The organism is Pseudomonas nitroreducens NBRC 12694, from assembly GCF_002091755.1.
GTDB classification, from domain to species: Bacteria; Pseudomonadota; Gammaproteobacteria; order Pseudomonadales; family Pseudomonadaceae; genus Pseudomonas; species Pseudomonas nitroreducens.
Genome location: NZ_BDAI01000004.1, coordinates 125,748 through 137,541 on the forward strand (window position 1 = coordinate 125,748; position 11,794 = coordinate 137,541).

Consider the following 11,794-nt stretch of genomic DNA (forward strand, 5'->3'; position numbering starts at 1 on the left):
GCGCCAGCGCTTCCATCAGTTCCAGCCGGCGCGGTCCATCAGCTTGATCGCTTCGGCCTGGCGCTTGCCGGCGATCTCCACCGGAATGCTGTCGGCCTTGAACTCACCCCAGGCGGCCACTTCCTGCGACGGTGCAACCTTCGGGTTGGCCGGGAACTCCTGGTTGATGCCGGCGAACAGCGACTGGGCTTCCGCGCCGGTCATCCATTCCACCAGCTTCTTGGCTTCTTCCGGGTGCGGCGCGTACTTGGTCAGGCCGATGCCCGACAGGTTGACGTGCACGCCCCGGTCGCCCTGGTTCGGCCAGAACAGCTTCACCGGCAGCTGCGGGTTGTCCTTGTGCATGCGCCCGTAGTAGTAGGTGTTGACGATGCCGACGTCGCACTGGCCAGCGGCGATGGCCTGCAGCAGCGCGTTATCGTCGGAGAACACATCGGTAGCCAGGTTGTTCACCCAGCCCTTGAGGATTTCCTCAGTCTTCTCGGCGCCATGGGTCTCGATCAGGGTGGCGGTCAGCGACTGGTTGTAGACCTTCTTCGCGGTCCGCAGGCACAGGCGGCCTTCCCATTTAGCATCAGCCAGTTCTTCATAGGTCGACAGTTCCTCGGGCTTCACCCGCTGGGTCGAATAGGCGATGGTCCGTGCGCGCAGCGACAGGCCGGTCCAGCTGTCGGTGCCGGAGCGGTACTGCGGCGGGATGTTCGCGTCCAGGGTCGGCGAATCGAAGGGCTGCAGGATGCCCATCTTCTCGGCCTGCCAGAGGTTGCCGGCATCCACGGTGAGCAGCAGGTCGGCCGGGGTGTTGGCGCCTTCGGCCTTGATCCGCGCCATCAGTGGCGCTTCCTTGTCGGTGATGAACTTGATCTTCACCCCGGTCTTTTCGGTATAGGCGTCGAACACCGGTTTGATCAGCTCGTCGATGCGCGAGGAATAGACCACCACTTCGTCGGCGGCCTGGGCGGTGCTACCGAGGGCAGCCAGCAGGAGGGTGGCGATAAGACCTTTGCGCGCGAGCATGAGCGTGTCCTTTGCGGAGAAGAAATCCCGCAAATGATAAGGAACCTCATTTGCTACTGAGGGGCGCGTTTGTGTCGGCGTGTTTCGGGAGGGTGTGGTTTGGGGTCGCGGGGCGATCGGGGCGCAAGGCAAGAGCCCCTCACCCCAGCCCTCTCCCAAAGGGAGAGGGAGCCGTTCGGCGTATCTGAATATCACGGAGTCAGCCGGCGATCTCTGAACGATCAGCGCACGCCGATCAGTCCCCTCTCCCTCCGGGAGAGGGTTAGGGTGAGGGGACCGAAGGCTACCCTCTACACTCGCGCCAGATTGGGCAGATCCCCGGAAAGCCCCAGCGCCTGGCGCACGAACATGCCCTTGGCCTCATGGTGCTTGTCCACCAGCCGCAACCCGGCGTTGCGCAGCCAGCGCACCGCCAGCGGGTCGGCCTGGAACAGGCGCTGGAAGCCTTCCATCGCCGCCATCATGGCCAGGTTGTGCGGCATGCGACGACGTTCGAAGCGGCTCAGCACGCGTTCCTCGGCGATGCTCTCGCCACGGGCGTGGGCATGCTCGATCACCTCGGCGAGCACCGCGGCATCCAGGAAGCCCAGGTTCACGCCCTGCCCGGCCAGTGGGTGGATGGTGTGCGCGGCATCGCCGATCAGCGCCAGCCCCGGCTCCACATAGCGTTTCGCGTGGCGCTGGCGCAGCGGGATGCACAGCCGGCGATCGGCGTGTTCGATGGCGCCCAGGCGGTGCTCGAAGGCGAGCCCGAGCGCCTTGCAGAAGCCGTCGTCGTCCAGCGCCATGAGCTTCTCGGCTTGCTCGGGGGTAGTCGACCAGACGATCGAACACCAGTGCGCGTCGCCCTCCTTCGCCAGCGGCAGGAAGGCCAGCGGGCCGTCGTCGGTGAAGCGCTGCCAGGCGGTGGCCTCGTGCGGCTTCTCGCAACGTACGCTGGTAACGATGGCATGATGCAGGTAATCCCACTCGCGGGTGGCGCAGCCGGCCAGGCGGCGCACGGCGGAATTCGCGCCGTCGGCGGCGACCACCAGCGGCGTGCGGATCTCGCGGCCATCGGCGAGGGTCAGCAGCCAGTCGTCGCCGGAATGGCGCAGTTGCTCCAGGCGCGCGTTAGGCAGCAAGCCGAGTGCGGACTCGTGCAGGCGCTCCAGCAGGGCGTCCTGCACCACGCGGTTCTCGACGATATGGCCAAGCATCTCGGCATGCACGCTGGCGGCGCTGAAGTGGATCTGCCCGGTGCCGGAGCCGTCCCACACCTGCATCTCGCGGTAAGGTTCGGCGCGGCGCGCGGCGATGCCGTCCCAGGCGTGCAGGCGCTGGAGAATCCGCCGGCTGGCCTCGGACAGCGCACTGACGCGCGGCTCGAAGGGCGCTTCGCGGTCGAACGGTTTGACGCTCAGCGGCGAGCCGTCCAGCAGCAGGATATCCAGCCCGCTGCCTTCCAGGGCCAGGGCCAGCGCACTGCCGACCATTCCCGCCCCGACGATTACCAGATCCGCGTGCATGTGCGTTCCTTCTTCAGCGGCCCGCGCAGCAAGGGCACGGGCATCGAAATTCAAGCGGCCTGCCGCGCGCGCGGCTTGAGCCGGACGTAGAGGGTCTTCTGCACCCGCGCCACCAGGGTGCCTTCGCCGTCACGCACTTCAGCATGCAGGCGCGGCAGGTACTTCTCACCCCCAGCGGTCTGCGCGCGGATTTCGTCGAGCAGGTGCTGGTCGATACGGAACTCGGCGTACACCGGCCCCTTGCCGGGGCTGACGAATTCGATGTTGGCAGCCTTGTCCCAGACGATGTACTCGCGCCCCAGGTTCTCCATCAGCATCAGCATGAAGAAGGGGTCAGTCATGCTGTACAGGCTGCCGCCGAACTGGGTTCCAACGTAATTGCGGTTGAACAGGTTCAGGCCCATCTTCACCCGCACCTCGCGAAAGTCCGCGCTGATATGGCGCACGCGCACGCCAGCGCCGAGATAGGGCGGGTAGAGATTCAGGCCGAAACGCAGCAGACGGGCGCGGCGGGCGCTTTTGCGGGAATCCATCGAATCAGACCGGCCGGGCGCCCAGGCCCATGGCCTGGCGGGCGAACCAGCGTTTGGCCGGCGGCAGCAGGTCAAGGCCGAGCAGGCCGATGTTGCGGCCGGTGGCCAGCAACGGCTGGTCGTTGGAGAACAGGCGGGTGACGCGGTCGGAGAAGCCGACGGTCATCTGCTGGTCGAGACGCTGGCCGTCCAGGTAACGCTGCAGTACGGAGAAATCGCCCGGCGCAGCGTCTTCCTGCAGCAGGCGGTCGCCCAGTGCCTTGGCATCGCGCAGCGACAGGTTGAAACCCTGCCCGGCAATGGGATGCAGACTGTGGGCTGCGTTGCCCAGCACCACGAGGTGCGGGCGAATCTGTTCGTCGGCCTCGGTCAGGCTCAGCGGGTAGCCATGGCGCACGCCAACCTGGCGCAGGGTGCCCAGGCGGTAGCCGAAGGCCTCCTGCAACTCGGCGAGGAAGGCCGCATCGGGCAGCTCGCGCAGGCGCTCGGCGTCACGGCCATTGCGGGTCCAGACCAGCGCGCAACGGTTTTCCGGCAGCGGCAGCGGCAGCAGGGCCAGCGGGCCGTTTTCGGTGAAGCGTTCGAAGGCTTGGCCGCGATGGGCCTCGGACGGGCTGACGTTGGCGATCAGCGCGGTCTGCCCATAGGACGAGGAACGCACGTTGATGCCCAGTTGCTCGCGCAGGCCGGAACGGCCGCCATCGGCCAGCACGGCGAGGTCGCAATCCAGCTGCGAGTCGTCGTCCAAGGTCAGGCGGTAGCCATCGCCCAGGGCGTCCATCCGGCGTACTTCGGCCGGGCAGCGCCAGCTCACCACTTCCGGGTCCAGCGCATGCCACAGGCATTGGCCGAGCCAGGCGTTCTCGACCACGTAGCCCAGCGCCGGAACGCCCTCTTCCACCGCGGTCAGGCGCGCGGCGCCGAAGCGGCCGCGGTCGGACACATGGATCTGGGTGATGGGCTCGGCACGCTGAGCGATCTGCTGCCAGAGCCCCAGGCGCTCGTAGATCTGCCGGCTGCCGAAGGACAGCGCCGAGGAGCGCGCGTCATAGCTCGGCTGGTAGGCGTCGCCAGGGGCGAAGGGCTCGACCAGCACGATCTGCCAGCCGCGCGCGCGGGCGCCGGCCTGGAGAATCAGCGCAAGGCTCGCGCCGACGAGTCCGCCACCGATGATGGCCAGTTGCATACGTTGCATGTCAGGCGGCCTGGGCCTTGGCTTCGGCCATCAGCGCTTCGATCTCGGCAACGGTTTTCGGCACGCCGTTGGTCAGCACTTCGCAGCCAGTCTTGGTCACCACCACGTCATCCTCGATGCGCACGCCGATGCCGCGCCACTTCTTCGGCACGTCGGTGTTGTCCGGGGCGATGTAGATACCCGGTTCGACGGTCATCGCCATGCCCGGTTCGAGCACGCGCCATTCGCCGCCGACGCGGTATTCGCCGACGTCGTGCACGTCCATGCCCAGCCAGTGGCCGGCACGGTGCATGTAGAAGGCCTTGTAGGCTTCGCGCTCGATCAGTTCGTCGACGTCGCCCTTGAGCAGGCCCAGTTCCACCAGTCCGGCGGTGATGACCCGCACGGTGGCCTCGTGGGCTTCGTTCCAGTGGCGGCCGGGGGCGATGTAGTCGAACGCGGCCATGTTCGCGTCCAGCACCAGTTGGTAGATGGCCTTCTGCTCGGGACTGAACACGCCGCTGGCGGGGAAGGTGCGGGTGATGTCGCTGGCGTAGCAGTCGATCTCGCACCCGGCGTCGATCAGGATCAGGTCGCCATCCTTGATCTGTGCGTCGTTCTCCCGGTAATGCAGGATGCAGGCGTTGCGGCCGGCGGCGACGATGGAGCCGTAGGCCGGCATCTTCGCGCCGCCCAGGCGGAAGGCGTATTCCAGCTCGGCTTCCAGGTGGTACTCGTAAAGTCCCGGACGGCAGGCCTGCATGGCGCGGATATGGGCGCCGGCGGAGACTTCCGCGGCGTAGCGCATCACCTTCACCTCACCGGCGCTCTTGTACAGGCGCTGGTCGTGCAGCAGATGGTCGAGGGCGACGAACTCGTTCGGCGGCTGCGCACCCTGGCGCGCCTTGGAGCGGATCACGTTGATCCAGTCCATCAGACGACGGTCGAACTCCTGGTTGGCGCCCAGCGCGTAATACACGCGGTCGCGGCCTTCGATCAGGCCCGGCAGGATGTCGTCGATATCGCCGATGGGGAAGGCATCGTCGGCGCCGAAGGTGCCGATGGCACCGTCCTGGCCGGCGCGCAGGCCATCCCAGAGTTCACGCTCCGGATCGCGCTCGCGGCAGAACAGCACGTACTCGCCGTGCTCGCGACCGGGAATCAGCGCCAGCACCGCTTCCGGCTCGGGGAAGCCGGTGAGGTACTGGAAGTCGCTGTCCTGGCGGTAGACGTGCTCGACGTCGCGGTTGCGGATGTACATCGGCGCCGCCGGGAGAATGGCGATGCTGTTGGGTTCCATCTGCGCCATCAGCGCCTTGCGACGACGGGCGTATTCCGACTTGGCGATACGGATCATGCGCGACCTCAATGCAGGGAGGGTTTCTCGGCCGGTGCCGGCACCTTGCCGAATTCGGAGAACAGCAGCAGCGGGGCCACGCGCAGGTATTCCTGCACTTCCATGTAGTCGGCCTCGCCATCTTCGGATTCTTCCAGCTGGCCGCCGACCTGGGCGATGGCGGCGATGTCCTGCAGCACTTCGTCGGCTTCGTCCGACAGGCTGGGGGCACGCAGCGCCAGGCCGAAGCCGGCGAGGAAGCCCTGGCACCACTGGCCCAGGGCCACGGCGCGCTCGGCCAGCGGCGCGTCGTCGTTGGGCAGCATCAGCACCACGGCCATCTCGCCCTGGCTGAAGTCCTGCTGGACCATGCCCAGCAGGCCGCCGAGGGCCGCGCTCAGGCGTTCGCCCGGCTCGCCGCCGAGCAGGTCGCTGGCGGCCTGCAGCCATTCTGCCTGGTCGAAGCCACTGCCGGCGCAGACGCGACCGAGCAGGTGGCCGTGCAGTTCGGCAGGGGAAATGGGCAGGGCAGCCTCGGCAAGCAGGGCGGCGAAAGCGGTGTAGGCGGAGCTGGAAGTGGACATGATCGAACCCGGGTGACGGCTAGGCGCCATCAGGCGCCGCGCATAGAATAGGGTCCGTTATCCTAGCACCGGCGCACACCGCAAGACCATGTGACGACTCGTCGGGCCGCCGTGCGTTGACCCACCCCCACGGCAGTCCTATATAGTTCTCGATTACTTAAGCAACTCCCAAGCGAGAGCCCATGGAAGACGCCGACCTGCACGCGCTGATCGCCAAGTTCGACCTGCTGCTCCAGCGCCTGGAACAGCTCAAGGCCGAGAACCGGCTGCTGCGGGCGAACGAGAAAAGCTGGCGGGAAGAACGCGCCCATCTGATCGAGAAGAACGATTTGGCTCGGCAGAAGGTCGAAGCGATGATTTTGCGTCTTAAAGCCCTGGAGCAGGACTCATGAGCCAGTCGAATACCCTGAACGTCCAAATCCTCGACAAGGAGTACTGCATCGCCTGCCCTCCGGACGAGCGCGTCAACCTGGAAAGCGCCGCGCGCTATCTGGACAGCAAGATGCGCGAGATCCGCTCCAGCGGCAAGGTGATCGGTGCCGACCGCGTCGCGGTGATGGCCGCGCTGAACATCACCCACGACCTGCTGCACAAGCAGGAGCGCGTCGAGCAGGACAGCGGTTCCACCCGCGAGCGCGTGCGTGAACTGCTCGAACGCGTGGACCGTGCACTGACGACCGAACCCCTTACCACCGATAAAGAGCAGGGTGAAGTCTGACCCCGGAAATTTCCTTGGGGTATAATCCGTCTCGCTCCCTGGTGTGTTGGCCAGTCGGTGATGTCCCTGAGCCGATAATTGCAACAACGGGGGTTGCCAGTTGGGCTGGTGTGCATGTCCGCACGACGGAAAGCCTTAAAGCCTACTGCAACCACCACCTTGAACTCTCGGGTTCAAGGGCTAACCCGACAGCGGCATGTCCGGGGAGCTTTACCCTTCCATGATCCATTCTGATGGTCTTTCCCGCCCTGCCCTGCGCCGCCAGCTGCGCCAGGCCAGACGCGCACTCACGCCCCTTCAGCAACGCCTCGCCGCCCAGGCCCTGTACCGCCAGCTTGCGCAACATCCGCTGTTTCGCCGGGCCAAGCACATTGCGTTGTATCTGCCGGCTGACGGCGAGATCGACCCGCGTCCCCTGATGAAGGCTGCGCAGCAGCGTGGCAAGGCGACCTACCTGCCAGTGCTCTCGGACTGGCCACGCACGCACATGACCTTCCAGCAGGTCGGCATTGGTGAGCGCTGGGTACGCAATCGCTTCGACATCGCCGAACCGCAGGCCGACCGTCGGCGCCAACGCCCGGCCTGGGCGCTGGACCTGCTGTTGCTGCCACTGGTGGGCTTCGATCCGCAAGGCGGCCGGCTGGGCATGGGCAAGGGGTTCTACGACCGGACCCTGGCCTACCTGGGAATGCGCAAAAATTGGCAGAAACCGACGCTTTTGGGCCTGGCGCATGAATGCCAGAAGGTCGATAAGCTGGAGCTGGCGAGCTGGGATGTGCCGCTGATGGGCATTGTGACGGATGGCGGCTGGTATGGCCGTCTCGCTACGGCATCGCGGTCCTTGCGATAGCCGTCTCGATAGCGCCCCGGCGAATCAGGGCTGCTGGGTGACCTGCACCGGGGCGTTGCCCTGGCGTTGTTCCCACAGGCTCTGGGTGTAACCGGTCGTGACGACACCCAGACCGAAAAGTATTACCAACACCCACAAAAGATCAGGCTTGCGCTTCATCGATTGCCTCCCCCTTCCAGGCAATTGTTCATGACGGCCGGCGGTGGTTTTTGGTCCGTCCGGCAGGCCAAGCTAAAAACGGCGGCATTTTCCGACAATGCAGGGCGTCTCGCAATTCTGGCGCCAACCGGTCGTCGGAGGATCGGCCACCCCCGAAACTCCCGGCACTTTCAGGCAATGTTCATGCCGATATTCCTACATATTCTTCCTACATTTTGTTTCCGGCGAGCCGGCAGCTTGTCGCAGGGAAACACCTATCTTTAATAAAAAGCGATCACGACCCGCCACGCACAAGGAGACCCTCGCGGATGGCACGCGCTTACTGGCTGATGAAATCCGAGCCCGACGAACTTTCGATCCACGACCTCCAGCGCCTGAAGTCCGCGCGCTGGGACGGCGTGCGCAACTACCAGGCACGCAACTTCATGCGCAGCATGCAGCCGGGCGATCTGTTCCTCTTCTACCACTCCAGTTGCCCGGAGCCGGGCATTGCCGGCATTGCTGAGATTCAAGGCGAGGCCTACCCGGACCCGACCGCACTGGACCCGAAAAGCCACTACCACGACCCCAAGGCCAGCGAGCAGAAGAATCCGTGGACAGCTCGCGACGTAGGCTTTGTCGAGGCCTTCGCGTCGGTCTTGCCACTGGGCACCCTGAAAGCCCAGGCGGGACTGGAAGAAATGCCCCTGGTGCAGAAGGGCAGCCGCCTGTCGGTGATGCCGGTCACCGCCGAACAGTGGGCGATCGTCGTCGGCCTGGCGCGCAAGTAGAGGCATTGTGCTATTAGGTTACTGAAGCCCCCGGAATTCGCCGTATGCGCCGCCTTCAGTCCTCTCTCGCTACCTATCTCGGGCTTGGCGGTCTGCTCTGCGTGCTCCTGCTCGCCAGCGCCTGGCTGGGCAAGGAGTTGGCAAGCAGCGAACGCCAACGCGTGCAGGAGCGCCTGGTCTACCAGGGGCGCAGCCTGGCGCACCAGCTGGAAGCCAACCTTCACGAGCAGGTCCAAGGCCTGGACCTGCTTGCCCAACTGTGGACCCACCACGGCCGCATGCCCCGTGCCGAATGGGAGTTGGATGCACGCTTCTACGTGCGCAGCTTCCCGGGCTACCAGTCGATCCAGTGGTCAGGGCCGGACCTGCGCATCCGCTGGCTGGAACCCTTGCAAGGCAACGAGGCGGCGCTGGGCTTCCACCTCACCGACCGTCACCCCAACTACGACACCGCCATCGCTGCCCGCAACAGCGGCAAGCCGCGCCTGAGCGACAGTGTGGAGCTGCTCCAGGGCGGCCGCGGCTTCGTACTGTATACGCCGGTATTCATCCGTGGCGCGGACAATGAGCTGCAATTCGACGGGTTCATGCAGGGTGTATTTCGCGTCGGCAACCTCATGGACAACCTGCTGCAACAACTCGACAACCAGCTTTTTTCCGTCCGTCTGCTGGAGCATGGCCGCCCGCTCTACGTGCGCGAGCAGCCCGACAGCGATGCCGAGCAGACCCTGCGCGTACCGCTGCGCCTGCTCAACAACCGCAGCTTCGAACTGGAACTCAGCCCGACGGCGCAACTGGTCAGGTCACTGTCCTCGCCGTTGCCGCTGGTGGTTTTTGGCGGCGGCGTCGCGATCAGCCTCCTGCTGGTGGCAGCGCTGTTCCTCGCTCGAGAGAACGCCCGCCGCGCCACCGCCCTGAGCGCCAGCAACCAACTGCTCAACCAGGAGGCGGAACAGCGCCAGTCCGTCGAGGCCACCCTGCACGAGAGCCGCGAACGCCTGCAGCTGGCGCTGGACCTCACCGACTCCAGTCGCGACGCGCTATTCATCTTCGATCTGCAGCACCGCGAGCTGCTGCACATGAACCGCGCTACCTACAATGCTCTGGGCTACAGCGCCGATGAGTTCCGCCACCTGCTGCGCGATGACCCCGAACGGCTGATCCCCGGTTTCCACGCCTGGATCCAGCTGGTACAGCAGGCACACCGACTGAATCTGTCGATGATCTTCCAGCGCGAGATGCAGCGCCGCGACGGCAGCCTGCAGCCGGCGGAGATCAATACCCAGCTGATCCACCAGGGCGACCGCGACTACCTGATCGCCGTGGCCCGCGATAACAGCGAGCGCCTGCAGCTCGAGGCACAGTTGCAGAAGCTGTCACAGCAGGACGGGCTGACCGGGTTGTACAACCGCCGCTACTTCGACCGTCAGTTGCAGAGCGAATGGCGCCGCCTGCGCCGGGCCGATGCGCCGCTGGCGGTGCTGATGCTCGACGTTGACCACTTCAAGCGCTTCAACGACTGCCTCGGCCACCTGGCCGGCGACGACGCATTGCGGCGCCTCGCCAGTTGCCTGCAGGAATGTTTGCAGCGCGAGGGCGACGTGGCCTGCCGTTACGGCGGCGAGGAGTTCGTCATCATTCTTACCGACACCGGCCTGGAAGGCGCCAGCCACGTCGCTGCGCGCATTCATCGGCGGGTCGCCGAGATGGGCATCGCACACCCCGCCGCAGAGCTGGGGCGACTGACGATGAGTATCGGCCTGGCCATCGCCACGCCGGGGCAGGACACCGAGCCGGACCAATTGATCGCGCAGGCCGACCAGGCGTTGTATGCGGCCAAGCACAAGGGGCGGAATCAGACGTGCGTTTGGCCGCTGGAAGAGCCCCTCGCCCTGCCCCTCTCGCTCAGGGAGAGGGGACCGTTCGGCGCAGGATGACCCCTTTGCATCAGCCGTAGCGTACGGCTGCCTCTCCCTGAGGGAGACCAGCCGCTACAGAGAAAGCCGGCTCTGTGACTCCGTCAGGCCATCTGCCCGATGGTCCGGCGGAAGCGCCACAAGGCGCCCGCGAAGAACGCCGCGCCGATACCGACGATGGCCAGCAGCTGTGGCCAGACGATGGACAGGTCGGCCCCACGATAAAGAATCGCCTGGGCCAGACTGACGAAGTGCGTGGTCGGCGCCGCCAGCATGATGGTCTGCACCAGCTCCGGCATGCTCTCGCGTGGCGTGGTGCCGCCGGAGAGGATCTGCAACGGCATCAGGGTGAGGATCACCAGCAGCCCCAGCTGCGGCATCGAGCGAGCCACGGTGCCAAGGAAGATGCCCATGGACGTGGTGGCGAACAGGTGCAACGCCGCGCCCAGCAGGAACAGTCCCACCGAACCGCTGATCGGCACGTCCAGCCAGCCGCGCACCACCAGTTGCAGCGAAATGGCCGCCGCCACCAGCACCACGGTACCCATGGACCAGACCTTGGCCATCATGATCTCGAAGGCGGTCAGCGGCATCACCAGCAGGTGCTCGACGGTGCCGTGCTCGCGCTCGCGGATCAGCGCGGCGCCGGTGAGGATGATCGACAGCATGGTGATCTGGTTGATCACCTCCATCACCGCGCCGAACCAGGCCTGGGTCAGGTTCGGGTTGAACTCCATGCGCACCGCCAGCTCCGCCGGCATCGCCGCCTCGGCGCGGTAGCGGCTGACGAATTCGCGCACCTCGGTACCGACGATGTTCTGGATGTAGCCGGCGCCCGAGAAGGCCTGGCCGGTCTGCGTCGCATCGACGTTGACCTGGATCGCCGGCTGCCGCCCGGCCAGCACGTCGCGCTGGAAGTCCGGCGGGATGTCCAGGGTGAAGGTGTACAGGCCGACGTCCATGCCCCGGTCCATCTCCGCGTGGCCGATCATCTCCGGCGTGCGGAAATACGGCGGCTGGAAGGCGTTGACGATGCGCGAGGAGAGCTGCGACTGGTCCTCGTCGACGATGGCGATGGGCGCATGGTGCAAGGTTTCCGGTACGCCGGTCGCGGAGCTGTAGACGCCCAGGGTGAAGGCCCAGGCGATCAGGATCAGCATCGCGTAGTCGCGGCCCAGGCTGCGGAATTCCTTGATACCGAGATTGAAGATGTTCGACAGCTTCTTCAT

The 11,794-nt window shown here is 65.7% G+C and carries 13 protein-coding genes and 1 other RNA gene; 6 read left to right on the forward strand and 8 right to left on the reverse strand.

The annotated features are described in order from the left end of the window. Nucleotides 1-15 precede the first annotated feature (15 nt). The 6 genes from PNI01S_RS12870 to PNI01S_RS12895 form a co-directional block, all read right to left on the reverse strand. Entirely contained in the window at nucleotides 16-1,017 is a 1,002-nt protein-coding gene (locus PNI01S_RS12870; RefSeq protein ID WP_024765739.1) for an extracellular solute-binding protein, read from the reverse strand. Nucleotides 1,018-1,307: 290 nt separating this feature from the next. Next, on the reverse strand, nucleotides 1,308-2,525 hold the full coding sequence (locus tag PNI01S_RS12875) for a 2-octaprenyl-3-methyl-6-methoxy-1,4-benzoquinol hydroxylase (RefSeq protein WP_024765740.1): 1,218 nt from the start codon (nucleotides 2,523-2,525) through the stop codon (nucleotides 1,308-1,310). Nucleotides 2,526-2,575: 50 nt separating this feature from the next. Beyond that, nucleotides 2,576-3,058 (reverse strand): DUF4442 domain-containing protein, encoded by a 483-nt coding sequence (locus PNI01S_RS12880; RefSeq protein ID WP_024765741.1) that lies wholly within the window; start codon nucleotides 3,056-3,058, stop codon nucleotides 2,576-2,578. A gap of 4 nt (nucleotides 3,059-3,062) precedes the next feature. Continuing rightward, the gene (ubiH, locus tag PNI01S_RS12885) at nucleotides 3,063-4,253 is read right to left on the reverse strand and encodes a 2-octaprenyl-6-methoxyphenyl hydroxylase (protein WP_084358383.1); all 1,191 of its coding nucleotides are present in this window, start codon (nucleotides 4,251-4,253) and stop codon (nucleotides 3,063-3,065) included. Between the two features lies 1 nt (nucleotide 4,254). After that, nucleotides 4,255-5,589, reverse strand: coding sequence for a Xaa-Pro aminopeptidase (gene pepP / locus PNI01S_RS12890; RefSeq protein ID WP_024765742.1), 1,335 nt, complete (start codon nucleotides 5,587-5,589; stop codon nucleotides 4,255-4,257). 8 nt (nucleotides 5,590-5,597) lie between these two features. After that, complete coding sequence (locus PNI01S_RS12895) at nucleotides 5,598-6,152, reverse strand: UPF0149 family protein (protein WP_024765743.1); 555 nt, start codon at nucleotides 6,150-6,152, stop codon at nucleotides 5,598-5,600. Between the two features lie 182 nt (nucleotides 6,153-6,334). Here PNI01S_RS12895 and PNI01S_RS12900 point away from each other — a divergent pair, with 182 nt between their 5' ends. From PNI01S_RS12900 to PNI01S_RS12915, 4 genes are all read left to right on the forward strand, one after another. Then, on the forward strand, nucleotides 6,335-6,544 hold the full coding sequence (locus tag PNI01S_RS12900) for a TIGR02449 family protein (protein ID WP_017521390.1): 210 nt from the start codon (nucleotides 6,335-6,337) through the stop codon (nucleotides 6,542-6,544). After that, complete coding sequence (locus tag PNI01S_RS12905) at nucleotides 6,541-6,870, forward strand: cell division protein ZapA (RefSeq protein WP_024765744.1); 330 nt, start codon at nucleotides 6,541-6,543, stop codon at nucleotides 6,868-6,870. The genes PNI01S_RS12900 and PNI01S_RS12905 overlap by 4 nt, the downstream gene beginning before the upstream one ends. A gap of 32 nt (nucleotides 6,871-6,902) precedes the next feature. Beyond that, nucleotides 6,903-7,081, forward strand: a non-coding RNA gene (gene ssrS / locus PNI01S_RS12910) — 6S RNA. 9 nt (nucleotides 7,082-7,090) lie between these two features. After that, nucleotides 7,091-7,720: a 5-formyltetrahydrofolate cyclo-ligase gene (locus tag PNI01S_RS12915; protein ID WP_024765745.1), complete on the forward strand. Its 630-nt coding sequence runs from the start codon at nucleotides 7,091-7,093 to the stop codon at nucleotides 7,718-7,720. Between the two features lie 24 nt (nucleotides 7,721-7,744). On the opposite strand, the gene PNI01S_RS28640 is transcribed toward PNI01S_RS12915, so the two are convergent. Continuing rightward, nucleotides 7,745-7,879: a hypothetical protein gene (locus tag PNI01S_RS28640; protein WP_128082560.1), complete on the reverse strand. Its 135-nt coding sequence runs from the start codon at nucleotides 7,877-7,879 to the stop codon at nucleotides 7,745-7,747. A 308-nt stretch (nucleotides 7,880-8,187) separates the two neighbouring features. Between PNI01S_RS28640 and PNI01S_RS12920 the strand changes: the two genes are divergently transcribed. Then, nucleotides 8,188-8,649: an EVE domain-containing protein gene (locus PNI01S_RS12920; protein WP_024765746.1), complete on the forward strand. Its 462-nt coding sequence runs from the start codon at nucleotides 8,188-8,190 to the stop codon at nucleotides 8,647-8,649. Nucleotides 8,650-8,693: 44 nt separating this feature from the next. Next, the gene (locus PNI01S_RS12925; RefSeq protein WP_024765747.1) at nucleotides 8,694-10,586 is read left to right on the forward strand and encodes a sensor domain-containing diguanylate cyclase; all 1,893 of its coding nucleotides are present in this window, start codon (nucleotides 8,694-8,696) and stop codon (nucleotides 10,584-10,586) included. 83 nt (nucleotides 10,587-10,669) lie between these two features. Here the strand turns inward: PNI01S_RS12925 and PNI01S_RS12930 are convergent, their stop codons facing one another. Further along, nucleotides 10,670-11,794, reverse strand: a complete 1,125-nt coding sequence (locus PNI01S_RS12930) for an ABC transporter permease (protein WP_024765748.1) — start codon at nucleotides 11,792-11,794, stop codon at nucleotides 10,670-10,672.